Origin of the sequence: Edaphobacter aggregans DSM 19364 (genome assembly GCF_000745965.1) — a bacterium.
Classification (GTDB): Bacteria; Acidobacteriota; Terriglobia; order Terriglobales; family Acidobacteriaceae; genus Edaphobacter; species Edaphobacter aggregans.
The window spans coordinates 16,594-40,422 of sequence record NZ_JQKI01000055.1; the positions used below are offsets into that span (position 1 = coordinate 16,594).

General features: G+C 56.5%; 23 protein-coding genes and 1 pseudogene. 13 read left to right on the forward strand and 11 right to left on the reverse strand.

What is annotated here, in order from left to right; translation table 11 throughout:
• Positions 1 to 348: 348 nt before the first annotated feature.
• From Q363_RS36355 to Q363_RS19360, 7 genes are all read right to left on the reverse strand, one after another.
• Positions 349 to 771, reverse strand: coding sequence for a PIN domain-containing protein (locus Q363_RS36355; RefSeq protein ID WP_051979012.1), 423 nt, complete (start codon positions 769 to 771; stop codon positions 349 to 351).
• The gene (locus tag Q363_RS19335) at positions 762 to 1,040 is read right to left on the reverse strand and encodes a hypothetical protein (protein WP_157467177.1); all 279 of its coding nucleotides are present in this window, start codon (positions 1,038 to 1,040) and stop codon (positions 762 to 764) included. The genes Q363_RS36355 and Q363_RS19335 overlap by 10 nt, the downstream gene beginning before the upstream one ends.
• Before the next feature lie 62 nt (positions 1,041 to 1,102).
• Positions 1,103 to 2,575, reverse strand: coding sequence for a site-specific tyrosine recombinase XerC (xerC, locus tag Q363_RS19340; protein WP_211256255.1), 1,473 nt, complete (start codon positions 2,573 to 2,575; stop codon positions 1,103 to 1,105).
• Positions 2,572 to 2,820: a helix-turn-helix domain-containing protein gene (locus Q363_RS45895; protein WP_084080548.1), complete on the reverse strand. Its 249-nt coding sequence runs from the start codon at positions 2,818 to 2,820 to the stop codon at positions 2,572 to 2,574. Before Q363_RS45895 ends, xerC begins: the two co-directional genes overlap by 4 nt.
• A gap of 311 nt (positions 2,821 to 3,131) precedes the next feature.
• The gene (locus Q363_RS19350; protein WP_169747044.1) at positions 3,132 to 4,880 is read right to left on the reverse strand and encodes a CocE/NonD family hydrolase; all 1,749 of its coding nucleotides are present in this window, start codon (positions 4,878 to 4,880) and stop codon (positions 3,132 to 3,134) included.
• A gap of 518 nt (positions 4,881 to 5,398) precedes the next feature.
• Positions 5,399 to 6,787: an FAD-binding oxidoreductase gene (locus Q363_RS19355; RefSeq protein WP_157467183.1), complete on the reverse strand. Its 1,389-nt coding sequence runs from the start codon at positions 6,785 to 6,787 to the stop codon at positions 5,399 to 5,401.
• Positions 6,788 to 6,873: 86 nt separating this feature from the next.
• Positions 6,874 to 7,518 (reverse strand): DUF6962 family protein, encoded by a 645-nt coding sequence (locus Q363_RS19360; RefSeq protein WP_035353614.1) that lies wholly within the window; start codon positions 7,516 to 7,518, stop codon positions 6,874 to 6,876.
• A 101-nt stretch (positions 7,519 to 7,619) separates the two neighbouring features.
• Here Q363_RS19360 and Q363_RS40790 point away from each other — a divergent pair, with 101 nt between their 5' ends.
• From Q363_RS40790 to Q363_RS19405, 10 genes are all read left to right on the forward strand, one after another.
• Entirely contained in the window at positions 7,620 to 7,889 is a 270-nt protein-coding gene (locus Q363_RS40790; RefSeq protein WP_157467186.1) for a hypothetical protein, read from the forward strand.
• A 525-nt stretch (positions 7,890 to 8,414) separates the two neighbouring features.
• A complete protein-coding gene (locus Q363_RS19365; RefSeq protein ID WP_169747045.1) occupies positions 8,415 to 9,392 on the forward strand; it encodes a S1C family serine protease in 978 nt (325 codons plus the stop codon).
• A gap of 19 nt (positions 9,393 to 9,411) precedes the next feature.
• Positions 9,412 to 9,681, forward strand: a complete 270-nt coding sequence (locus Q363_RS19370) for an EsaB/YukD family protein (RefSeq protein ID WP_035353619.1) — start codon at positions 9,412 to 9,414, stop codon at positions 9,679 to 9,681.
• 5 nt (positions 9,682 to 9,686) lie between these two features.
• On the forward strand, positions 9,687 to 10,916 hold the full coding sequence (locus Q363_RS19375; protein ID WP_051979013.1) for a HesA/MoeB/ThiF family protein: 1,230 nt from the start codon (positions 9,687 to 9,689) through the stop codon (positions 10,914 to 10,916).
• Positions 10,913 to 11,821, forward strand: coding sequence for a Mov34/MPN/PAD-1 family protein (locus Q363_RS19380; RefSeq protein WP_035353622.1), 909 nt, complete (start codon positions 10,913 to 10,915; stop codon positions 11,819 to 11,821). The genes Q363_RS19375 and Q363_RS19380 overlap by 4 nt, the downstream gene beginning before the upstream one ends.
• Positions 11,818 to 12,870: an FHA domain-containing protein gene (locus Q363_RS19385; protein ID WP_035353625.1), complete on the forward strand. Its 1,053-nt coding sequence runs from the start codon at positions 11,818 to 11,820 to the stop codon at positions 12,868 to 12,870. Before Q363_RS19380 ends, Q363_RS19385 begins: the two co-directional genes overlap by 4 nt.
• Entirely contained in the window at positions 12,867 to 13,463 is a 597-nt protein-coding gene (locus Q363_RS38570) for an NINE protein (RefSeq protein ID WP_051979014.1), read from the forward strand. Before Q363_RS19385 ends, Q363_RS38570 begins: the two co-directional genes overlap by 4 nt.
• A gap of 26 nt (positions 13,464 to 13,489) precedes the next feature.
• Positions 13,490 to 14,137, forward strand: a complete 648-nt coding sequence (locus Q363_RS19395; protein WP_035353628.1) for a DUF4339 domain-containing protein — start codon at positions 13,490 to 13,492, stop codon at positions 14,135 to 14,137.
• Between the two features lie 11 nt (positions 14,138 to 14,148).
• Entirely contained in the window at positions 14,149 to 14,703 is a 555-nt protein-coding gene (locus Q363_RS19400; RefSeq protein WP_035353631.1) for a ubiquitin-conjugating enzyme E2, read from the forward strand.
• Positions 14,704 to 15,047: 344 nt separating this feature from the next.
• Positions 15,048 to 15,407 carry a hypothetical protein gene (locus tag Q363_RS19405; protein WP_035353634.1) on the forward strand — a complete coding sequence of 120 codons (360 nt, stop codon included), beginning with the start codon at positions 15,048 to 15,050 and terminating at the stop codon, positions 15,405 to 15,407.
• 172 nt (positions 15,408 to 15,579) lie between these two features.
• Here the strand turns inward: Q363_RS19405 and Q363_RS36365 are convergent, their stop codons facing one another.
• The gene (locus Q363_RS36365) at positions 15,580 to 16,227 is read right to left on the reverse strand and encodes a hypothetical protein (protein ID WP_051979015.1); all 648 of its coding nucleotides are present in this window, start codon (positions 16,225 to 16,227) and stop codon (positions 15,580 to 15,582) included.
• 268 nt (positions 16,228 to 16,495) lie between these two features.
• Here Q363_RS36365 and Q363_RS19415 point away from each other — a divergent pair, with 268 nt between their 5' ends.
• Both Q363_RS19415 and Q363_RS19420 read left to right on the forward strand, forming a co-directional pair.
• Positions 16,496 to 16,915, forward strand: coding sequence for a hypothetical protein (locus Q363_RS19415; RefSeq protein ID WP_157467189.1), 420 nt, complete (start codon positions 16,496 to 16,498; stop codon positions 16,913 to 16,915).
• A gap of 284 nt (positions 16,916 to 17,199) precedes the next feature.
• Positions 17,200 to 18,846, forward strand: coding sequence for a Fic family protein (locus tag Q363_RS19420; protein WP_211256256.1), 1,647 nt, complete (start codon positions 17,200 to 17,202; stop codon positions 18,844 to 18,846).
• A gap of 108 nt (positions 18,847 to 18,954) precedes the next feature.
• On the opposite strand, the gene Q363_RS19425 is transcribed toward Q363_RS19420, so the two are convergent.
• The 3 genes and pseudogenes from Q363_RS19425 to Q363_RS38575 form a co-directional block, all read right to left on the reverse strand.
• Positions 18,955 to 19,377, reverse strand: a complete 423-nt coding sequence (locus Q363_RS19425) for a calcium-binding protein (protein ID WP_211256257.1) — start codon at positions 19,375 to 19,377, stop codon at positions 18,955 to 18,957.
• A 44-nt stretch (positions 19,378 to 19,421) separates the two neighbouring features.
• On the reverse strand, positions 19,422 to 21,878 hold the full coding sequence (locus Q363_RS19430; RefSeq protein ID WP_035353639.1) for a TOTE conflict system archaeo-eukaryotic primase domain-containing protein: 2,457 nt from the start codon (positions 21,876 to 21,878) through the stop codon (positions 19,422 to 19,424).
• Positions 21,879 to 22,132: 254 nt separating this feature from the next.
• A pseudogene (locus Q363_RS38575) lies at positions 22,133 to 22,633 on the reverse strand (tyrosine-type recombinase/integrase); the annotation flags it as partial.
• 1,013 nt (positions 22,634 to 23,646) lie between these two features.
• Between Q363_RS38575 and Q363_RS19435 the strand changes: the two are divergent.
• Positions 23,647 to 23,829 (forward strand): helix-turn-helix domain-containing protein (locus Q363_RS19435; protein ID WP_035353641.1); only part of this gene is annotated, 183 nt, incomplete at its 3' end.

A 23,829-nucleotide genomic window follows, 5' to 3' on the forward strand; every position in this document is an offset into this window, starting at 1 on the left:
CTATTGCCCTGCGTAAATGAATCGATGCCTGTCCCGCAAGCGCCGAACTCGCATGACAGTGACATCCACCGCGTTCCCGACGCAACGCTCCAGTTATCTCTAAGAGCCGTCGTGGATTGAGTAGCGGTGAAGCCCGGATGCAGTGTGCTCCAGGAAGTGCGAAGGCCATGACGCGGTTTTTCGTTTAGCAGCAGCGTCGCAGCTATAAGGCCGTGTGGGATGTGCGGGCTAGAGTCGAGCTGCATCTGCACACGATTGTACGGTCTTCAGGCCGCAGAACCGAGCACATTATGGGAGGGATTTCGAGTCTGATTTAGCAGCTAAAACACCTACTAAAAGAAGAGCATTTCACACGCTCAGAAGGAGACGAGTTTCCAGCCCCGGGACCATCTGGAAGTGACGCAGATTTCCGGTCGCAACACGGTATCCAAGCTCCAGTGCCGTAACGCCGATCAACAGGTCGACAAGAGCAAGACGAACACCCTTCGCCGTGTTCTCGCCGTCGATCTGTCCGGCCCGCAGAGCCAGTGCAACCGTCACCGGATGCACTGGCACAGCCGCCGTCAGCTCGTTGAGGAACTGCCGACGCATGGCCTTTCTTTCCGGCGAGTCGGCGCGGGCCGCGCCGTGCGCCAGCTCGATCAGCGTCACGACCGAGAGGGCCACATCTTCACCGGCTGCACGCTGGGCGATTTCGCCGAGAGCCTGCCGCGCATTGCGGCCCTTGCGCTCTGCCGCGATGAGCACGCTGGAGTCGAGTATCAGTCCCATGCTGGAGGATTAAGAGGCTCACGATGGGCAGCCACAGCCTCTTCGACATCGCGGGCGAAGTCCTCGTCGATAGTCGCCGGGGAGTCCTCCGGCAACAGGGCGATGCACTCCTCGATGGAACGGCGCGGCGGCGCAGGCGTGTGCAGCACGGCTACGGTCAGCGGGCCGTCCTCGATGACGACCTCCGCGCCAGCGCGGACGCGGGCCAGCAGCCCCGCGAAGTCGCGGGCCGCTTCGGTTGCCGAGATGTGGATCGTTGCCATACTCATGATGATACCCTCTGCTCGGTTTTTTCTTTAGCAGCTAAAACAGCAGCTAAAAGAAGAAGTATTTATGGCTTTTCGTCATCGTCTTCGGACTCGGCTTCGGCGTCGAGTGTAGCCAGCAGTTCCTCCCTGGCCGCATCGTCGCTCTCGGTCTGGGACGAGGGCTTCTTCTTTTCCAGACGGGCCGCCGGATGGGTTGCGGCATGGACTTGTTTCAACATACGGATCGAGACGTGCGTGTACAGCTCCGTGGCGGCGAGACTGGCATGGCCGAGCATCTGCTGGATGAAGCGGATGTCTGCCCCGCCCTCCAGCATCAGCGTGGCCATTGTGTGCCGCAACAGATGCGAAGAGCCGGTCTTTCCGATCTGCGCCATGTTCACATAGTCGCGGACCAGGGTGCTGACGTGGTGCAGGCTGATCTCCTCGCCCGCATTGGTGAGGAACACGGTGCAGTCGTCCGGCTCGGAGACGAGCTGCGGACGAGCTTCGTTGAGATACTTCGTCACCCATGCGACGGCCCGTTCTCCGATCGGCACGATGCGATCTTTCCGGCCCTTGCCCTGGCGGACGAGCAGAGTCCCACCCTCAAGATCGAGGTCGAAGAGCTTCAGTCCGGCAACCTCCATGCGCCGGATTCCGGTCGAGTACATGGTCTCCAGCATCGCCCGGTCGCGCAGGCCGATGGGATCGGAGATGTCGGGCTGGAGCAGCACCTGCTCGATCTCGTGGAGATTCAGAACATGCTTGGGCAGATGATGACCCCGCCGGGGAAGCTCCAGCTCGGAGGCCGGGTTGTGGAGGATGTGATTCTGCCGCGTCATCCAACGGAACCAGACGCGCAAGGGCACGAGCCGCGCGTGCTGCGTGCGGAAGCTCATCGGTTCGCCATTCGATTTGCGGTAGTGGAAGAGATGCCGCTGATAGCGTTCGAGCACGGGCCGGGTCACGTCCACCGGCTCCTCGATGCCGCGCTCCCGAAGCCACTGCACGAAGAACGTAAGCTGCGTCCGCCGCGTCTCGACCGTCTGTTCCGAGTATTGCTTCACGAGCAGTGACTCCAGGTGCTCGTTGAGCAAGGCTTCCATTGGGGTCTGCGGCACAGGACGCCGACGGCTCGTCTTCTTCTTGCGCGAGTTGCTGAGCGCCATCACTTCACCCCCACGATAACTGCCCCAACGCGGAACAATTCTCGCCTTCAAATAGACAGCGTAGGTCTGCTTCGTTTGCGGGACCTTCCGCTCGGATTCCCTTTCCAGATCCAATTCGATCAACCGGTAATGCTCTACTAATTGCTCGAACGTTTCTGGCAGGCCTTCTGGACGTGAGGTGTGGTGGTTAACGTCGAGGCGCAGGGTCGAAACAACCTTCCATGCTGCCGTTTCTGTTGGGTACTGCTTCACTGAACCAATTACAAGGGCTCGCATCTTGGGTTTGCCTTTGGCGTCAATATCCCGCCACCGGTAAACCCAGACCTCCGGCCCCTTCTTGCGCTGATGACGGCTGAAAAAGCCGTGTTGATACCGTGGTCGATTCAAGAGACATTCCTCTCATTCCGACCCGATGGCTGGTCCAATTTTACCGCTTCACGCTCCAACCATCGGGAGAGCTCCGAGAGGCGAAATCGCCATATCTGGCGCACTCCGTGACCTACGGGATGCGCCGGCAGGTCACCTCTTCGGGCCAGTTTGAGCACAGTCTTTCGTGACAAGGCCAGAAACGCGGCTGCACGTTCAGGGGCTACAAACGGTTCATGCGTCGTGGGAACGTTCAAGAGCTCCATCTCTCACCTCATCCGGACCTGTGCAATGCAAATAGCACGGTATTTCCAGGGCAGACCGACTTCGGAAATGGCCTTCAACTCAGCCGCAAGCCTCTTGAGTGCTCGGGCCTTGAGCGGAAGCAGGTCCTTTCGCTCCTGGAACCGTGCGACGAGCTTGTTTAGTTCAGCAGGGCTGTTTTGTAGTGACGAGTACATTTCAATAAGAGTGTGCCATTGAAAATGGTAAAAGGCAATACGAGCGCCTTAAGATTGTGAGCGCCAGCCATCGCCTTGCACGGTAAGCGACTGCCTGTGAAGGCTGGAAGCTTTGTTTACGGTGCCGGGATGATCGGCAGAATGAGGCGCGATGGGTACTCCAGACCATGCCTTACCGTCTGCTTGGCAGAAATGACGTTTACTTCCGATGCGATCTTGTTCCCGGTATTTGGATTCCGATCGAAGCGCGGGAAATTGCTACTTGAGACCTCCAGTCGTATGCGATGTCCCTTGAAGAACACCATGCTGGTTGGCCAAAGATCGAGATGAATTTCATGTACTTTTTCGGTGGCTGACGGGCCTTGTACTTCTTGATAGGAGCGCCGGAGGATCCCTTCAGAGATATTGAAGGCGGAGCCGTCCTGTTGAACGTCCACCAGCTTGGCGGTGAAGTCTGTATTGGGCGCGGTTGTCGAGACATACAGGATCAGCGAAATGGGCCCGGTCACCTCCACATCCTGATTCAGGGATGGGGTCGTGTAAACAAGCACATCACCTCGGCCCTCGATGTCATTTTGACGTGCGATGCCAGCGGCTGGGCCAATCATGGCTCCGCCAGACGTGGGCACTGGGCACAGAGGATCGTACGTATAGGAATCAGCCGGTTCTTTGGCGGTTGGCGCAAGGGCATTCAGTGTTCCGTCTCCAGTAATGCTGTTCGCGGACCTCACGCTGCTTAAGAAATATGGAGTGTATTGTGTCCTGGCCAAGGGCCATTCCTGCTCGGCTCGCCATTCGTTCTTGCCCATCACAAAGAGCCTGACTGAAGAATTGGCCACTGGCGGCGAGATCGCCAGCCCTGAGTTCTCATCAAACCACGGGAGACTGACCGCCAGGCTCTGCCTCCTGAAGTTTTCCGCCTTCGTTCCGTCAGGGAAGGTGACCTCACTGGCGTGGGTCCATGGTCCAATAATCAAGCGGCTGCGGCCAGCCACGCCGGGCTCCCATGATTGCCGGAGGTGCATAAAGTCATTCAGTTGCGTCGGCAAAAACGGATCGTACCAGCCAGCTATGAGCAGGACGGGCGCTTTGAGCGACTGCACTCGGTTTTGACCATCGATATCCTCCCAAAAGGCGTCTCGATCCGGATGCTCAACCCAATCCTTGAAGAAGGCCACCTCTGAACCTGTAGCTCGCCGATCTGCTTCGAGCAGCGGGAATCCGTTGGCCGCTTGTTTTACCTCATCGGCTGAAGGCCAGTCGGCGTGATCCTTTGTGCCGTGGCTGCGGACCGCCCAACTCAGCGCGCTATCAAGCGAGAATGCGCCGCCGGGATAGAACATATCGTGAAAGTTGGTGCTGGCGAAGTAAACCATAAGCGCGGAAGGTCCTGGAGCCGCTTGATCGGCAATCGCCCATTGTGTGTGACCGAAGGCTGAGCCTCCCCAAGTCAGGATGTGACCGTCGAACCAAGGCTGTTTGGCGATCCATTGCAAGGTTTCGATCCCGTCTTGCCGATCCCCTCGCAAGGGATAGAAGGCCCCTCCGGAACCGAATCTGCCACGCGTTCCTTGGATGATGGCCGTATAGCCACGCTCTGCCCACATCTTGCCAATCATGCTGGCAAAAAGGGAGTTCTTGAAGTCCTTGGTGAGGGGAATGCGTGCCAGGATGGTCGGGGTATGGGCAGTGTGCTGAGGATGATAGATATCAGCAAAAAGAGAAACACCATCGGAGGTGAGCAGCGTAGCTCCCTTTTGTGCGCGGACGGCGAACTGAGATCGGCGAAGCCCAAGTTGATGCGCCAGAAGCGAAGGACCCATCTGGTAGGTTGCCCACACGGAGATGCAGAGCAGGGCCGCCACCGCAGCGGCTCCCTGAAGGAGCCGCTTGCCCAGGCCTGGCTTCCTTGGTCGCGGAGTCATTCGCCAGTGATAGCTTCCCAGCGCAAGGATGAAGGAGGACAGTACCCAATGAAAGAAGATGGGGATACATCCTCCCACCCATCGCTCATGGGGGTACAGGCCCATGCGAATGATGTAACGAATGACCATCACGCCGAGATAGAGAGATCCGAAGATCAGGAGACCTGTGCCCAACGGTCTGCGCGGGGTAGAGAAAAAACCATGTCCACGCGAGAGGTCGTGGCAGATTTTCCCGTATAGCGCAATGATGAGTATCTGAGCGGTGAGCAACTCCGGATACGGCAGAAGGCCTGAAAACCACTCCTCCATCGGAGGCAGGAAAGAGACGTTAAAGAATGCCACCAAAATCTGACCGAGAACGCGGAGGCAGAAGAGAAACAGAAGCGTCGCAAGCACCCAGAAGTAGCGTCGTTGCAGAACTTCGCGAGTTTTAGAATGATCGACGAGTGGAGTTTCGATCACACCGTTTCTCCAAACATCGTTTGATAGTTGCGGTACCAGTCGCTTTGAAAGCGCCCGGATGGATCGTACTTCTTCTTAAGCTTAAGAAACTCAGCGAAGTTGGGATAACAGGCCAGCACCTGTTCGCGTCGGGCGTAGCGATGGTAGGTCAGGTAGTAAGTACCGTTACGCTTCACCGCCATATCAATAAGTCTGCGAAACGCTTCTGCGGAGTGTTCGATTCCCTCCGGCGTGTGGACTGTGTGGAGGTTGAAAATCGTGCAGGCATACGACTGTTTCGCCCAAGGCAGAAAGCTTTCGTTCTCCTTCTCAATGAGCCGGATCGTGCCGTAGATCAGTTCAACATTGTTCTTGCGAAAGTCGTCACGAACCTCGGCGAGGAACGAAGCCAGAGCCTCACGCGGTACGTTGATCTCCGTGATGATTTCGGTGGCTGGATTCTTGGCGTGTTGCTTCTGATCAATCTCTCGATGGTAGTTTTCGGGATAGATGCTCATCTGATGGGTATCCGACCAGTAGCGCTGGCCGTTTGTGGAGAGATAATAGTCCGCGTAACGGCGGAACGCCTGCGTCTTGTCGTCGTGTGCGAGATAGAGCAGGGTCCTCCAGCTCTCATCAGAGAGGCTTTTCTCTTCTGTGGGCATCGGGGTTGCTGGATCGATGGGGCGATAACAAGAGAAGACTCCCTTATGTAAGAAGTCGTCCGAGGCCGGATCGATAGCAAACTGAAAGTCTCCGTACATGAACCCACTGCGGATGCGCTCTGCGAATGCATCCATCAAGCCGTCCACCTCCCGCACCTCTACGATTCGCTCGATCTTCTGCCTCGGAACGAGACGCAGGGTCACTGAGGAGACGACTCCAAAGAGGCCGTATCCGCCGATCGCAAGCCGGAAAAGGTCCGGATTCTGTTCGCGACTGCATAGAACGAGGTTGCCATCGGCATCGACCAGTGTGAATGACTCGATGTTGCTGACGAACGGCTGCATGGAAAGGCCGCGTCCGTGAGCGTTTGCCGCCAGCGTTCCCCCAATGCTGATGTTGTCTGCGCCAGTCTGCTTCTGGGCAAACCCCCACTGGCGCAAGGCACCTTGCTGACGCTGAAGGTAAGCGGTTGTGAACTCAGGCCAAAATGCTCCCGCCTGTACCTCTGCCAGGCCACGCTGTGGATCAAAGCTGACGATCTGATTGAGCCCCGTCATGTCGACCAGAATCATGTCGGTGCCAAATTGCTGGCCTCCCATGGCATGACGTCCACCAGCTATCGACAATGGCTTCTTTGCACTTTTCGCTGTAAGCACCGCCGCCTGGAGCTCTTTAACGCTCTTGGGCCGGAGGATGCGGTCGACGCGCGTGCGATTGAGTTGCGAGTGGATATCATTCACTACCTGGGAATCGTCCCCGGCTGCGAAAGACAGATGCGAGCTGAGATATAACGCTGCGGATCCGGCAAGAAGCTCACGTCGGTTGATCAATTGATAAATTCCCCTGCTTTGCTAGTTTCTCTTGCTGCGAGGAAGACCATGAATAGTGCGATGGCTTGGAGAACATGGTAGAGCGCATTGTGATCGAAGTATCGGGGATCAATCCCAAGCTTCGCCTGCTGAGCTGCGGCTGCAAAAAGCATGGTGCAGACGCCCAAAAATCCTATCAGAAACGCCGGTTTCTTCTGTCTGCGGTGAGAAAGCAGGAACGCTCCTCCAACGAAGACTAAAGCCGGAAGATAATCGAGAATGGCGATCAAGAAGTCCGTTCTAATGAATAGGACGATAGCGAGATAAATTGCGAAAACCGCCAACGCAATACGGTTGATGTAGACGGCTGTCGAACGTGAGAAGTGCAGAGCCGTACCTATGTGAACTCCGGATAGAGCGGTAATCCCCATGACGATCAGAGTGAAGGGCCACAGAATTCTATATCCAAGCGAACTTTCGTCCAGGAAAAATCCGTGCACTGTGCCACCTGCGGCTGCCGCTATCGCAATCGAGAAGAAAAATACGATAAACACTACCGGGAGAGAAGAGGTCCTTGTGCGGAACCGGGCAATCAGATATGCGAAGCACAGGCACTCGGCTGCCAAGCCATAGTCCGTAAGACTGACATCCACTTGAGTCATATTGCGAGGATAGCCGTAAAAGAGTTCTGATCTACCCCTCGACGAATGCAATCTTTTCATCCAGCGAAGGCCAATTAATACGTAAGAGACGGGCAAAATCTATGGATTTTTTCAACCCTCAAGAGCTGTCGTCGCGAATCCTTGGCACTGCAGTAAAGGTGGCTGAGAAGTTCCATTTCGCCATCGAACCCGATGCGATGGCGTATCTTTCTTCCGTCTCTTATAGTCCTCGAGCTCGCAACCGATTCGCAGGGAACTCACCAGTTGTCGCAGTTAATACGGCAAGAATTGCTTTCGCCGATTTAGGAGCGCGGGCGAACAGATCTAAGCGCGGATGGAATGAATCCGTTTGCGCCGATGTCGTTGCATGATCGTTTCCTACCACTGACAAACAAGAACGCGCAATTACCGCGCAGTCGTGCGGTAATCGAAGAGAATTTTAGAAGGGGTCAGAAAAGGCAATCCAATGCCTGCGGCTCCTTCACGTTGCTCTTTTTGGGAATAACCGGCGAAGGTGCATTAGGCATGTTGGGATTCAGGCTCAAAGGAGAGCACGATAGTTGGGTGGACCCGGCAATGGGGTCGGTCACGCAAAAAATAGCGCGACGAACCCATCAGGGATGACCTCCCGCCCGCACCCAGTGAACTTGGATACACAAGCTCCTTTAGAACGACAAAATTAGGGTTAAGAGGGGTTCTTTGTTGTTGTTATCTCATAAACAATCCGCTATAAACAGCACACGCAGAAAGACAGTAAAAGGCCTCCACACGTTATGGCGTTAGAGAAAGTTGTTGTCAGTGCTGAAGAAATCGAACATATTCTTCCCGAAGAGAACGCGCCACAGCCGATCTTCAAACAACTGCCTCCGCCAATCGCCTTGTGGGCCAGGATCGCAATGGCATCACTGGTCCCCGTGTTGCCACTGCTTTGCATCGTCGCAATTGTCCTGAAGATAGCCTTCCGAACTCAGCCTCCCCGTGTCCGGTATGCCCTCGTCTCCTATCTTTCCACGCTGTTAGTCGTAAGCGGCGTGCTGGCGACCGTCGCGACTGTCCTTGTCGTCTCCTTCGTCCCCATTCCAGCCATCGTTAACAATGGTCTCCCCAGCCTCGATGAGCAGACGGATTTTCCTCTTCTTGCGTCGGCAGACGCTCTTTCGAGTGCCGATGTCTCGAGCCGATTAAAGCCACTGGTCATCGTCGTCTCACCAGCGGTGAGGTTGTGGAATGGGCAGGAGATCGCCTCGCAGTCCTTTGGGGCAGGCGTACTGCTCGAAGCCGCCCAGAGCGGCTATCTTTTCGCAACCGCAAATCACGTCGCAAACCACGGACCGCTACGCAATGGCAGTCCCCCACCTCATGTCATGATTGCCACCGCAGCCGGCGTCTGGTCGAACGCCGAGGTCGTCGCCATAGCTGCGCCGCAGGACCTTGCGCTTCTCTGGGTTCCGAGGCACTCCGGCAGCGCGAGGTTCGTGCAGCCCATTGCCGAAGCCACAGATGGCGAGGATGTCTTTGTCATCGGTCACCCGGAGGGACTGAAGTATAGCCTCAGCACCGGTATCGTCTCAGGGCTGCGAGAGGAAGCTATCCAGATTTCGGCAGCGATCAGCCCCGGCAATAGTGGCGGACCAGTCTATGATTCGCATGGCCAGCTCATAGGCATCGTCAGTTCCAAGTTCGACCACACACGAGATGCCAACGCCGAGAACCTCGGCTTCGCAGTCCGCGCGCAGCTGTTGCGTGATGCGGCTCGCTGGTCCTTCTATGGATCCGGTCGCCAGAGGCTGGAGGCGTACGTCGACGATCTCCAAAAGACGCAAAGCGTTTCACCAATGACCGGAAAACTCGGAACGAAGACCGGGAAAGAGTAGAACGGAGAGGAATGGATCGATGGCTTATATCAGCGTGACAGTGTATGACTCAACGGAGAACAAACGGGTGCCCGCCGAGCTCCCGGACGACGCTCCCTGCAGCAAGATTGTCACCGTGCTGGTGCAGAAATTGCAGCTTCCCACCAACGGCCCTGACGGCGCCCCACTCAGTTACAAGTTCCATCACAAGAACAGCGGACGCCAGATTCAGGACGGTCAAACCCTCGCCGATGCCGCTGTTCGCGAGGGCGACATCCTACGTCTTCAACCCGAAATCACCGCAGGCTAACGGCCATGGCAGACCACCCAATCACCGTGGAAGCTACGCTCGCAGTGCATCCGGAAGAGGATCGCTTCAGTCGCCTGCGCCTCATCCCCTGGTGGGACCAGCAGAAGATCAGCGCGGCCAGGATCGTGGTTATCGGCGCGGGCGCACTGGGCAACGAGATCCTGAAGAATCTCGCTCTGGTCGGGTTCGCCCAGGTCGTTGTCGTCGACATGGACCACATCGAGACTTCCAATCTCTCCCGCTCGGTACTTTTTCGCGCCTCCGACGTCGGCAGCTCCAAGGCCGTGTCCATCGCCCGCGGCTACATGGATCTCTTGCCCGAAGCCACCGTGCATCCAATCGTCGCCAATGTCATGCAACACTGCGGCCTCGGTCTCTTCGAATGGGCCGACATCATCCTCGCCGGCCTGGACAATCGTGAGACCCGTCTATGGATCAACCGCGCCGCCTGGAAGGTAAATCGCCCTTGGATCGATGGCGCCATCGAGGGCATCAACGGCGTCGCCCGGGTCTTCCCATCCGGCCAGCCCCCCTGCTACGAATGCACTCTGGGAGAAACTGACTGGGCGATCCTCAACCGCAGGATGTCGTGCAATCTGCTCCTCCACGAAGCCAATCCTCAGGGCCGCGTGCCTACCACGCCGACTATCTCCTCCATCATCGGTGGCATTCAGGTACAGGAAGCGGTCAAGGTCTTACACAGTCTTCCTACCCTGGCCAGCAAAGGGTATGTCTTCGAAGGTCTGCACCATACGTCCTATGTCGTCGAGTACACCGAGAATCCCGATTGCATGAGCCACTACACTCTGGACTCGATCGTTCGCCTGCCTCAACGCTCCAGTGAACTGACCCTGGAGCAGTTGATGCAGCTCGGCAGAACAGACCTTGACACGCAAGAGGTCGTCGTCGAGTTCAGCCGCGATATCATCCACCGGCTTGTCTGCCCGCGCTGCGGCGCAACGGAAGACGTCTTCGTCCCGGTCGGTGCCATCGATCGAACCCGAGGTCTCTGCCCGGACTGCGCTGGCCCCGAGCCCCAGGTTCGCATCGTTCAGACTCTCACCAGCTACAAAGGTGAATCCGCGCTTGCTGATCGCACGCTCGACACGCTCGGCCTTCCCCTCTTCGACATCTTCACGGTTCGCTCCGCGACGTCCGAGATCAGTTATTGCATCGCAGGAGATGCCGCCGCTCTTCTCGGCCCTCTGGAAGCAGACACGAAGGAGGGCCGATGAGCGAACCTCGCCCCATACCTCAAAAGCCCGAAACTGCCGTCTCCGGACCGGAAACCTCCGTCAGGATCGACAGCGAAGTTACGCGCCGCATCCGCCAACACGCCAGGTCGCACCCGAAGACCGAGGTCTGCGGCGTCCTGATAGGCGACGACGCCAACAGGACCATCGACATTCGCGCTTCCATCGAGGCCTTGAATGCAGCCCAGGCAGGCACCCACGTTACCTTCACGCAGGATGCCTGGGAGGAGATCTACCGCATCAAGGATAAGCACTATCCCGACGAACGCATCGTCGGCTGGTATCACTCGCATCCTGGCTTTGGTGTCTTTCTCTCAGAACATGACCTGTTCATCCAGCAGAACTTCTTCTCTTCTCCCGGCCAGGTGGCGTGGGTCTATGACCCTCAAACCGACGAGGAAGGCTGCTTTGGGTGGGTCTCCGGCGAGGTGCATCGCCTCCCGTCCCTCTCCATCGTGGACAGAAACGACGATGGTGTCGAGCGGACTCCCAAGCGGATCGAGTCTTCACTGGATTCGTCAGAACCCGAAGAGGAACTCTTCGACGCAGCTCCGGCTCGCAAGTCCAGACCCACGCCCGTCTTACTGCGATCGGCCATGATTCTACTGACCCATCTAACTGTCCTGCTTATCGGCTTTGCGATCGCCTACTTTCTGTATCCCCAGGTCCTGGCTGTGATGATTGATCCTGCAACTGGAGAAGTGATCGTGCGCGACGGCCACGCCTTGCTTCCCTATCTCGATGGTCGCGTTCCTTTGCCGGCCGTATCGCGACCGCCGCAGCTGTCATCCCCGGCGACGCCTCCCGCAGGAAACTCGCCCGGATCCCCCGCTAAACCTCAGGCTGCACCGCCTGCAAATCCATCCACTCCAGAGAGACACCAGTGAGCGAAGAGACCAAAGACGTCCTGCGAATCTCTCTTGATGACCTTCAGTCGGTTGCCACCCCGCAGATCGTCGCGCCCACACCTGCCACGCAGACCTCGGGCAAGAGTTACGGCAGTATCTACGAACCTGCCGAGCCGCAGACACTCGCACAGGAAAAAGCCAACTTCTTCCTCAAGGCATGGGTCTACCTCGGACTGGCCGGCTTCGTCGGAGCCATGCTCGGCTGGAGCATCGCAGAACCCGCCTTTGTTGACGGACCGGGTTCCCGCTGGGGCAATACCTGGCTCATTCCGCTGATCGTCACCCTCATGTGTGTGGGCTTTGCCGTCGCCGAAAGCATCGTGGAGCGCTCCTTCCGCAAGGCGGCTATCCGTATCGGCATCGCGCTTCCTCTCGGAGTCGCCCTCAGCTTCGTCTTCGACTTCATCGCCAACATCATCTACAACATCGGACTTGGTGTCTGTGCGCAGGCGGGAGTGCAGACCTTCCACAACCCCGCGGTCTGGATCGCAAGGGCTCTCGCTTGGGCGGTCTTCGGAGTGGCGGGTGGCGTCGTCTACGGCATCATCGGCCGCTCCGGAAAAAAAACCGGCTATGGAGCTCTCGGCGGAGCGATCGGCGCTGCACTCGGTGGCCTTATCTTTGATCCCATCGCCTTCGCCACGCATGGCGGAGCCGCGAGCAGAGCGGTCGGCTTTGGGCTGCTAGGCATGGCTACCGGTATCTCCATGGGACTCGTCGAAAGCGCTCTCAAGGACCGGTGGCTCTATGTAACCGCCGGGCCATTGGCAGGAAAGCAGTTTATCCTCTACAAGCCGCAGACCAGCATGGGCAGCATACAGACGTGCGACATCTACCTCTTCAAGGATGCGGAGATCCTGCCCCAGCATGCCACGCTCTTGCAGAAGGGCGACCGAATGCACCTGATCGCGCAGGGTACGGTTTACCTCGCAGGACAGCGCATTCATTCCTCGCGCGTGCTCGAGAGCGGCTCGATCCTTCAGGTCGGACGCTATGCCTTCCGCTACCAGGAAAGACTGCGCTCATGACATCTGCCTGCCCCTACTGCCGCTCGCCATTTGAGCCGGAGGACGAGCTGACTACCTGCGAGGCCTGCTCGACCCCGCACCACACCGACTGCTATGCCGAAAATGCCGGATGCACTGTCTTCGGCTGCTCGAATGGGCCTGTCGATGAGCCAAGGATCAGCATATCCGCGTCCGACCTAACGGCATCGGCGTTGCACTCCGCGGCGGCCTCGCCTTCGCTCCCAACGCCCCCTCCACCACCCCGGTCAGGGGCCTCCACATCCGTGCCACCGCCACCCCTGCTCTTCCGCGATGACACTACCCGCTATATCACTCCGCCGCGCTCGCTCGGTTTTGCCGGATACAATCCGCCGCCGCCTGCGGTCATCCCTGCTTATACCCCGCGACGCAGCCGCCTGACCTATATTATGCTCGGCGTTTTTCTGGGAGCCTTCGGTGGCCACAACTTTTACGCAGGGTACGTCAAGCGGGCCGTCATGCAGCTTCTCCTTACTTTGCTTAGCTGCTTCTTCGGCGGAATCATCAGTTGGATTTGGGCAATCGTCGAAATCCTCACCGTAAAGCACGATAACGACGGCGTCGCGTTTATATAGTCTCTGGACAATTACAGGAGCACCTCATGAACTACTTCATCTCTCGGGACGGACAGCAGTATGGGCCGTATACCCTTGCCGACCTTCAACGTTATGCCGCCTCGGGTGAGGTGTCACTCACCGACCTGGCGACCAGCGAAGGGATCGACGACCCGGTCCCGGTAGCCCAGATCATCGGCACCATCGCTGTTCCTGCGCCGCCGGCGCAGGGCATTCCTGCGGGAGAGATCAACGTCTATCCGGACCCTCCCAACCTTCACTGGGGCCTCGTGCTTGCCTTCACCGTCCTCAGCTGCGGCATCTTCACTATCGTTTGGGAGATCGTGTTGGCAGCATGGCTCAAGCGAGTCGCACCGCAGAGCAAGGCGCTCTTCTACTTCATCTGCGCGGCAGGTCTCCTTGCCGGCATCTTCGTCAGCAGTTTTGTCGCCTCATACCGTCATCAGGCCACTGGGTATACCTCGCTGCTCCAGCTTCTCTACTATGTCGCTATCCTCGTCGGCCGCTTCAGCTTCCGCAGTTCCATGGAGAAGCACTACAACGGGCCTGACCCCGTCGGGCTCAGCCTCAGCGGCGTCATGACCTTCTTCTTCGGTGCCATCTATTTTCAGTACCATGTCAACGACATCATCCGCCGCAAACACGCCGACCGCATCTATCAAATGACTCCCTAGGAGCCTCGTTCATGGCATCGCCTCGCACACGCCGTTTGAAGCTGGACTATGAAACCCTCACGCGGCGATTCGCTGGTTCGTCAGTCATCCACATCACCGGTACAGCCGGCCTGCCGCCGGAGGTGTATCAGTTCCGCTACCAGATCAAGGGAATCTATGTGAACCAGGCCGGTGAGATTCTCGAGCGCGACACCCACTTGCTCGAGGTTCACCTCTCACTCGAGTATCCTCGACGCGCCCCCCAGTGTCGGATGCTCACGCCTGTCTTCCATCCAAACTTCGATGAGACCAGCGTCTGTATTGGAGACTTCTGGGCGGCCTCCGAAGGCCTGGACGATCTTGTCGTCCGCATCGGACGCATGATCGCTTATCAGGAGTACAACACTCGGAGTCCCCTTAACGGTCTCGCAGCCAAGTGGGCCGCCGAACACCTGAACATCCTACCGATAGACGATCGTGTCGTTGCCCCACCTCTTGAAAGCCAGCGAACCGCTGCAGCCCCTTCGGCATCAACCGCAGCTCAAATTGAGCAAGACCCTTGGAACGAAAGGATCCAAGTCTCGTAGACTACCAACGCGGTCCGCGACTCACAAAGACGCTCGGCTTGAAGACCTTCGTCGGTTGCAATCGCGAGTCTCTCTGGCGATTCATTTCCGCTTCGCGATCCAGCCTCGCCATTTCCTCTTCTCTCCGTACTTGCCATGCCGGTTTCTCCTTTTTCTCTGTGTTCTCGCTGCTCAGACCGCTCGCGCGGACCGTCTGTTGACGAACCTCTCTTTCCACGGCAGGAGGGGGGAGGTTCTCGCCATTACCTGCGGTAGGCGAACGGGCGCCTTCGATGACTCGGTTCGCCGCCTTACAAAACTGCTGGTATCCGCCGGGATACCCTTCATCTCGGAGCGTTCCCTAGATGACGCGCCAGGTCAATCCGCTGTCTTTTTGCAGCTTGCAACTCGGAACGCACTGCCTTGAGAAGCCTAGCTTTGAGTTGAAATACGCTGCTGCGAAGCGTCAGCGCTTCAACCAGCGCGACCAGTTCGGGGGTCGTTCATATTGTGAAATGCACATTGCAGTAGCAGGAATGCCAGCCCCGCAGACAAGATTGCAAGCGCACAAGGACGATTCCGTGAGAGTAAAGGTGAAGAACCACGACAAAGGACGAATTGCCACGAATAAAGCCGAATCACGGATCGGAGGCGCATTGGTCGCGGATAGTCTGCCTTGTTCGTGTTTGTTCGTGCTTTTGTTGCAGCCGAAGGCTGCGCTTTAGGGTCGCAGACCCACGGAGGTAGGCTGCGAAAAGCAGCCGTCTTTCTACAAAAATGCAGTAGTGGAACATAAAGCGCAGACGCACTTTGAGGTTTTGCTATCTCTATATGCCCTGTAATGAACTACTTGTTCTGACGCACATATGTACTTTAAAAACTCATTGTGCGTCACATTCAAAATGCACGTTTTTGGCAAAAAGCCTGCATAGGGTTTCGAAGCGGCCAAGTAGCATTCCCACAACTTAGGCTAATGGAAAGAGAGATGATGCGCGGGGTGTAGTGAACAGGCGAGCAGTTGGTCCATGGAAAGTGTCGAAAGTTCGCTAGAGCGTCCTCAAATCCGGCGACCGTCATCACCGTGTCTCTATCCGGCGGCCACGCAATCGTGTCGCCTTCGGCGACTCCTCCAAACGGGATAAGGTCGATAGGGATTTTGGTCGTTCCCTTCAGCGTCTTCAGAAAAAGTCGGTGCTCAATTCGGCTGGGCTCGAAGTGATCGGTGGCTAGTAGCGCAGTACGGAGTTTCTGAAATTGCTCCCAGTTCTCCACTGCGATAGCAAAGTCAACGTCCTGAGTGGCGCGCATCGCGGGAATCCCGAACACATGGTAGAGCAGTAGATCGCGCGCCGTCACACCCACGACGATGTATGGACACCCTTGTTTTGCAGCCACCCCGTCCACCACGGTAAGGATGTGAAGTATCGCGGGATCGAGCGGCCTGTCCTCAGGGACGGTGAGTGGGTTCGAGAAACTGCTCATAGAGAAGGCGTGTTGTTTCGAGATTACGTCGTGCTCCGGGTGTTGGCCGGCCATGAGAAGCATGCGCTTCTCTATTCTCGAGAGAATCCACAGTCCAGAACTGATTCTTCGAGCGGCGCGGCACGGATGAAACGTCCCGGGGAGGGAGGCACGACAGCGTTCTGATAGCACAGGGTAGCGGGCGAAGCTGTGTTCCTTTACCGTAGAATCGACTCTTCTGTTGAAAGTTTCATTTCAATAGGATCGGACAAGATGGAGACGGCGTGATTTCGAATTGGGGATCGCTATTCTTCAACCGCATCGATGAACTGATACCGAGAAGAGAGATTCGTTGGCAACAAAGAAAACAGCAAGAAATGTGAACCGCGAAGGACAGCGGTGGACGGAAGACCGGGCGGGGATGACTCTGCGCCTCCCGATTGACCTCAGGGAGGCGGTTACGGAAGAGGCGCGGGTGGCCGGCGATCTTTCGAGGGTGGTCCTATTCGCACTACGCAATGTCGAGCGGAAGGATGTAGTGATCACGCAGACTCGCAAGGCCGGACTTACGCTATCCAAACCTCAGCTTTTGCATGTTGGAGCAGAGGCACGATCCGTGATCCGAGCCTGGGCAGAAGAGGAGGGTGTGAGCGTGAATGCGATTATGGTGAGCGTCCTGGAGGAGTTTTTCAAGCGGCTGAGGAAAAGCAAATCTCTTCGCGAGGAGCTGCGTTTGGAACTCCGAGCAAGGCGCGGCTTCTTGCCGACCTGAAAAATCATCCGCCAAAACGCATACGTTTTGCGATACGTCGGTTCTTGACGGGGTACCAGCTTACAAGGACTTAGGGAGCCACCGGGGTCTTGTAAGTTGTTGAAAAATTTCTTCCAGAAAAGTCTTCTGGGTGCGCTCGCAATGTCGAACCGCATACGGAAACTGTCGTTCAACTCAGCAATCTGGTTGCCAAAGAATCCGGCAAGAAGCCAAGCCTGACATCATCAATAAATGGTTAGTTTCGACATTGATTGTAAAATCTAGCCTATTTTCGACCGAAAAAATTGGTTTTCGACCTGAAGGCATGTATATTGGTTCTCGACCAACAAGCGCAATTATCGGTTATTTTCGACCAAAAAGAGGGGTTTTCGACCGTGGCCGCTGAGAATCATCCCCGCAATGATGATCACGCAAGAACCTTCCAGGAGAAGACGGTGCCAACTGGCACAAGGCTGGTGGGCTGGGCGGCCCTCGTCCAGACATTCGGCGTTCAGGCCCCCGTCCGCCGCCCGAGCGCCGTATCCGGACAGCACGTCAAGGCGAGCCGCCGGGAGGAGAGGGGCTGGAACGTCTTCGACAAGCGGTACTGGCCCGGCGAGTCCTTCGGCGACCAGTTGGGATTCGCGCTGCGCCATGAAGACCTCGACCTGCTCGTCCTGAAACGGCTCTTCGAAGCCGCACCGCATGATACCGTCACCGCATTCGTGCGCAGTGCCCCGACCGGCGCACCCAACCGGCGCGCCTGGTTCCTCTATGAATTCCTCACCGGTCGGACGCTGGACATTCCCGATGCAGAGGAGGCGAGTTTCACCGATCTGTTGGACGACCGCCTTTATTTCACAGCTGCGCCGCGGCTCTCCCGTCGTCACAAGGTACGCGATAACCTGCTCGGCACGCCGGCCTTCTGCCCTGTCATTCGCAGGACGCAGGCGCTCATAGAGTTCGGCGCTCGCTCGCTCGGAACCAAGGCGAACGAGGTCATTGGACGTACCGGTGCGAACGTGGTCACGCGCGCGGCCAGTTTCCTTTTGCTGGCGGACAGCCGCGCCAGTTTCGAGATCGAAGGCGAAAAACCGCCGCGCGGCCGGCTGGAGCGGTGGAGCCGCGCGGTGCTGCAGGCCGGAAAGAACCCGCTGACGATTGACGAAATCCTGCGCCTGCATACTGTACTGATCGAGGACACGCGCTTCACGCGGGTCGGTCTGCGGCCGGACGGCGTTTTTCTGGGCGAGCGGGATCACGAGGGCGATCCGCTGCCGGAGTTCATCGGCGCCCGCCCGCAGGACCTGCAGCCCCTGATGCAGGGGCTGATCGCCGCGAACGAGCGCATGCGCGAAGGAGCGCTCGACTCCGTGCTCCAGGCGGCGGCGACGGCGTTCGGTTTCGTCTACATCCATCCGTTCCAGGACGGCAACGGGCGTCTCCACCGCTGCCTGATCCATCACGTTCTGGCGAAGAGAAAATTCGCACCGCCCGGCATGGTATTCCCGGTCTCCCCGGTCATGCTCGACCGGATCGACACTTACCGCGACACGCTGCGCGCGCATTCGGGTCCCCTGATGAACTTCATCGAATGGCGGCCGACGCCCGAGAGAAACGTCGAGGTCCTTAACGATACGGCCGACCTGTACCGATATTTCGACTGCACCGAGGCGGCGGAGTTTCTCTACGCCTGCGTTGCGCGCGCCATCGATAAGGACCTGCCTCAGGAAATCGACTTCCTGCGCCGCAATGACGAGGCGATGCGCCGCATCATGAACACGGTCGAGATGCCGGACAGAATGGCGGAAAATCTCATTAGGTTCATCCGCGTGAACGAAGGCAAGCTAGGCCGCAAGCGGCGCGAAGGCGAATTTGAGAAGCTGACCGACGATGAAGTGGCCTCCATCGAGGCCATCGTCCGCGAAGCCTTCGAAGGCTTCAAAAGCTAGCGTCGTGGTAATTACGGCGCACGTGGAGATAGCACGAGGGGCGGCCATCTCAGTCTTAGCCAGCGCACAATCAATTGCTTTGAAGTCGTAATACTGGTATTCGCTAACTTAGAAACCTCTGCGCCAGTGGCTGTATGCCGCAATCCATTCCGCGCCTGCCGGTATTGGCTTGGGCAGCGGCAGATCGAGGATTTCAATCCTCTGCTTGACTCCGTCTCGCTTGCAGACCGCAACAATTCGACAATCGCGCGTCAGGTCCACCTTTTCCACAACTGCCTCAACGCCCAGGATCCATACTGAGAAAGGCAGCGCAAGATGCTCTTCAATCATGGTGAAGAAGCCAACGGTCTGTTCCTCGTCACCGTAAGCATCGACCACGGCTGCCTCAACCAGAGCTTCCAACTTAGCTTTGCTGAGCGACGGAAAATTGGCTTTCGATTCTTGCTTTAGCTTCCGAATCCCCGTATTGGGCTTCCAAGCTTGCTCTTCTCCTGCGCCATATCCCTCTACCTTCTTCAACAGCATCCACATTTGGATCATCCATGCAGATTAGACCTGATCACCGAGGATCATGTTCAATGTACTTGATAGGGAGTATTACAAATCCGGTAGCCGATGGCATTGTAACCCTTTAGTCGACGCGCATACATCCTTGCCAGCATCAGGACATTGGAATCGACATAGTCGTAAACCCGGACAACACGCTTCGCATCGTGAAGCCGATGAAGGCGTCCAACGTACTGCTGCAACGTACCCTTCCACGAAATAGGCATTGCCAGAAACAGGGAATCAAGGCGAGCATCGTCGAAGCCCTCTCCTATGTAACTTCCCGTTGCCAGGATGACTCTTGGATCGCCCTCTGGTACGGCTGCAATTGCTTCCGCAATCGACCGCCGTTGTTTCTTTCCCATGCCGCCTTTCAGAACAAATACGTTTTCAACCTTACTCGCGAGAGCCGTCTCAAAATACTTCAGGTGCTCGGTTCTAGCGGTCAGCAGCAGCGGTGAGCATCCATCTTGTACGGCGCGCAGCAGGTCGCTGACGATCAGTTCATTACGGGCTCTGTCATCTACAAGACCAGCGTACAATTCCTGAATCGTCGTGTCAGCCTGTTCGGGGGGCACACAAAACTCTGTCAGGCGTGGGATTACCTCGTGCTCGAATGGTGAGGAAGCGGTCATTGAACGGGCGCTGAGCTTGTATCGTATCGGGCCGCACTGCATATAGATGATAGGATGGTGCCCGTCCTTGCGCTCAGGAGTTGCAGTTAGGCCAAGAACATACTTCGCCTTGACCTGTTTCATCACCTGCTCAAAGGTGAAGGCGGACAGATGGTGGCACTCATCGACGATGACCTGACCGTACTCAGCGACGAAGTCTTTCACCCCTGCTTTGTCGTGACTGCTCTGGATGATGGCAACGTCTACGCATCCACTCGGATCATTCTTGCCGCCGCCAATTTGGCCTATTGATGTTGCCGGGAGGTTGAGGAACATCGCTAATCGTGCCTGCCATTGATCGAGCAATTGCTGGCGATGGATCAGCACGAGAGTGTTCACTTTCCGTTGTGCAATCATCCAAGCTGCCAAAGCGGTCTTTCCAAAAGCAGTAGGAGCGCAGAGAATCCCATCTTCGTATTCGGCGATCGCGGCGGCAGCATCGAGTTGCGCCGGGCGCAGCTGTCCGGAGAACTGCACGTCTATAGGACGGCCAGTGAACCGCTCATCACGGATCAGTGGTTTGATGTGGTGTGCTTCAAATAGCTGCTTGACCTCGGCAATACAGCCGCGCGGCAACGCGACGTGCTTGGCAATATCTTCGCCACATGCGATGACTCGTGGCTTATTGAATGTTGGAAGCCGCATAGCCTGGGCTTTGTAGAATTCAGGATTCTGAAAAGCCGCCAGGCGTAGCAGCCTATTCAACATCGCGGAAGGTAGCCCATTTTTCTCTATATATACAAGATTCGACCGGACAATTTGCACCTGCGCTGGGAAAGGTCCAAGAATTTCACGTTCCGCCCTCGCCTTTGACGGCGGCAACGCCCAAGGATCAACATCCTCATCTTCCGCATTGTTGATTCTGACACCGAGGAGGTCTCCGCGCTTTTGCGCTTCCAGAACCACAGCCTCGACGGCGTCGGCAGACATTCTCTTGACGCTCGCCAAAAACTCCCATTGATCTGGATATGGTCGGAACTCTGCATCAACAAAAACGCTGTTCTTGTTTGCTCGTGGAATCTTTTGCAGAGGAAGAGCTATCAGGTTGCCAAACCCACCTTTGGGCATGGTGTCCTGGTTGGGAAACAAGCGATCATACGAATCTAGCCCCAACTGGTGGCGAGATTCCATGGTTCGAGTGAGGATTACGCAGCCAAGTTTTCTCGCGGTTGAAGCGGGGATTGCTCGTTCAAAGAATATCCAAACATGGCCACCCTTCCCTGATCGTGAGCGTTCCAATGCCGCCGGCACGCTCAGTTCGCTGCAGGCGGCTAGAAACGCAACGGTGTCTTCCTGCCAGGCCTTCTTGTCGAAATCAACCGCTAGCAGCCAGCATGTCTCATCCTGCAGGAGCGGATAGATCCCAACCGTCTGTTCACCGACAAGATGCCCGTGAATAACATCATCAGTGAGCGGTCTATATGTTCGCGTCAGGCGATCGACCTTCTTGCGGTCTTCATCTTTCGCACTCAGATAGGATTTCCAGTCGCGATCCGCTTTGGGCATGTATCCAGATCGCCCGTCATTATTCTCCCAACGAATGGCATAGACATCTTCACGGCCACGGAAGAGGCTGCGAAACAAAGCGATTCGCTGCTCCGCCGTGGCTACTCCAGGCTTCCTGACCTCAGGCGCAGCATTCAAGGCTTGAGGAGGATGCAAAGTTGGTTGTGCGGCCTCTGGAATTGGTATGCTATGCGCGATCAACAGGCTTCGCAAACGTGCGTTCTCTTCTAACAGCCGACGGACTTGCACCTCAGAAACACCTGAAGTCGAGAGTTCTTGATCGACTGTGCTCGCGCTGCGATCCATCCACATATCCTTGGGTATTGACACCCAAAATGATCGCACGTTGCCAGGAGACGTCTGAGCGTTAGAATGCTCTTCATCATTATCACTGCCGTCAGTCCTTCGGCACGCAACCGTTTGGAACGTGAAATTGTCTCTATTTTCGGGTACAAGTTCGGGTACAGACATCAGTTTGGCTTGATTACGGAAAAGTGAGCTAAATTATTGACAGACCGTCACTTGTGGAAATCCATCGCTACGCTAGATTTCGCGATTTATCAATAACTTACGGCATTCTTGAGAGACTCAAAATCCGCCGATGGGTAAAGTGAACACCTGCGGTTCACAGTAGATTTTGCCTTGATGTCGATGCCCAGTGCTCGCAGATTTGTCGCAAGTGAATGACGGAAGCTGTGCCAGCCGATTTGTTTGCCCACAATGCCTGCCCGTATTAGAGCGGGCCGGATACTTTTCTCCAACAGGCTATCCGGGCTAAGAGGTTTGTTGCCTTTGAGACGAATTGAAGGAAAAAGGAAATCCGTTTCCGTGGGGTAAAGCGACTCCGCCCTCCAGCTCAGGAGGGCGTTAAGGACGATCGGATGGAGAGGCACAGGGCGGCAAGAAGCTTCTGTCTTTGTTTTCCCGAACCGGTTGCGCACACAGGAACGCAGGACATGGATCTCCATGGTTCTGATATCCAGATCCGACCAGGTTAGAGCGATCATCTCTGATCGACGGAGGCCAGTACTGCCGATAAGCAGTACCATCGCCCGGTCGCGTACAGAAAGCTGAAGGGTGCTGAAATTTCTTCATTTCCATCGGCAGCATCATCTCAACAACTTTCAAGTTCGCATCCCGCTTCTGTTGGGACACAGCGCGAGTGTAGATGTCGAGTGTTGTCCGGCTGCTCGCGTGCCGCGGCAATTCCTGAGCGACAGTTGTTGCACTAAATTCTGGAACTCTACGGGCGTGAGAACATCTTTGTCGCGGAGACGCTTCTGCGACGACCTTACCCGACTGATCGGATTGAAGGTGAGCCATTCATATCGAATGGCATGGTTGTACAGCGAAGATAAGATGCTTTTCAGTTTTGCTTTCGAACTAGGAGCCAATGCAAGAGAGTACAGCCATTCCTCGACCTGTATTGTTCGAACTGCACTGAGTTGAAGCTGTCCCCAGCGAGGTTCGATATGGCGCTTGAATAACGTTCGATGGCTTTCGATTGTGGTAAATGCCTTTCGCTCCCGAGTGAGTTCATGCAGTCGATAATGAGCCGCAAGATTCGCATACGCTTTTGGGCGTTCCGATCTCTGCATTAATAGAACTACGAAGGCCGATGACGGCCTTCTCCGCTTCTCGGCGGTTCCGCAGTTTAGCTACAGTCCCGATGATTTGCTTTTTATATGTTCGCTTCCCCGCGAGGTTGTCATACCACCTGAAAACCCAAACGTCAGGACTACTTTTACGTTCCAACTTGAAGAGACTTCCTTGTTGAAATCTGTTCATACGATATTTCCTTTGCGTACCCACTCTGTAGTTGATTGGTTTCGATATGTTTGAACGAAACGAGGTACTAGCCTCCGACAGAACTCAGAAACGTCGAAGATATTGTGGTCTCGTCTGCTCTGTGTAGGACTACTAGTACTGTGGCCACATGTATAGGTAACCAATGTAGGCGCTTGTTGGGTTCTGGTGCTGGCTGTATATCTGGGGAGTGAGCAGAGGCATACGACTTCAGATTGAACTCAAGCAGCGAGATCGACAGCAGATCGATCAGTTGTTAGGAGGCGGGTTGCAGTCGGTACGCACGACATTGCGCGCCTTGGCCTTGCGTCAATTGGATCAGGGACAGTCCACGCCTGCGGTGGGAGCCAACCTGGGGCTTTCCGCCAAGGCGGTATGGCAGATCGGCAAGCGGTATCTTGATGGCGGGCTGGAGCGGGCGTTGTTCGATGCTGCCCGTCCAGGCAAGGCT

Coding starts and splice junctions, on each gene's coding strand:
- Q363_RS19430 (WP_035353639.1), bottom strand. CDS start 21,878: ATGGATCGCAGCGCGAGCACAGTCGATCAAGAACTCTCGACTTCAGGT.
- Q363_RS36365 (WP_051979015.1), bottom strand. CDS start 16,227: ATGCTTCTCATGGCCGGCCAACACCCGGAGCACGACGTAATCTCGAAA.
- Q363_RS19365 (WP_169747045.1), top strand. CDS start 8,415: ATGGCATCACTGGTCCCCGTGTTGCCACTGCTTTGCATCGTCGCAATT.
- Q363_RS36355 (WP_051979012.1), bottom strand. CDS start 771: ATGGGACTGATACTCGACTCCAGCGTGCTCATCGCGGCAGAGCGCAAG.
- Q363_RS19370 (WP_035353619.1), top strand. CDS start 9,412: ATGGCTTATATCAGCGTGACAGTGTATGACTCAACGGAGAACAAACGG.
- Q363_RS19405 (WP_035353634.1), top strand. CDS start 15,048: ATGACGCGCCAGGTCAATCCGCTGTCTTTTTGCAGCTTGCAACTCGGA.
- Q363_RS38570 (WP_051979014.1), top strand. CDS start 12,867: ATGACATCTGCCTGCCCCTACTGCCGCTCGCCATTTGAGCCGGAGGAC.
- Q363_RS19400 (WP_035353631.1), top strand. CDS start 14,149: ATGGCATCGCCTCGCACACGCCGTTTGAAGCTGGACTATGAAACCCTC.
- Q363_RS45895 (WP_084080548.1), bottom strand. CDS start 2,820: ATGGAGCTCTTGAACGTTCCCACGACGCATGAACCGTTTGTAGCCCCT.
- Q363_RS19380 (WP_035353622.1), top strand. CDS start 10,913: ATGAGCGAACCTCGCCCCATACCTCAAAAGCCCGAAACTGCCGTCTCC.
- Q363_RS19335 (WP_157467177.1), bottom strand. CDS start 1,040: ATGAGTATGGCAACGATCCACATCTCGGCAACCGAAGCGGCCCGCGAC.
- Q363_RS19425 (WP_211256257.1), bottom strand. CDS start 19,377: ATGTGGATGCTGTTGAAGAAGGTAGAGGGATATGGCGCAGGAGAAGAG.
- Q363_RS19360 (WP_035353614.1), bottom strand. CDS start 7,518: ATGACTCAAGTGGATGTCAGTCTTACGGACTATGGCTTGGCAGCCGAG.
- Q363_RS40790 (WP_157467186.1), top strand. CDS start 7,620: ATGGATTTTTTCAACCCTCAAGAGCTGTCGTCGCGAATCCTTGGCACT.
- Q363_RS19395 (WP_035353628.1), top strand. CDS start 13,490: ATGAACTACTTCATCTCTCGGGACGGACAGCAGTATGGGCCGTATACC.
- Q363_RS19375 (WP_051979013.1), top strand. CDS start 9,687: ATGGCAGACCACCCAATCACCGTGGAAGCTACGCTCGCAGTGCATCCG.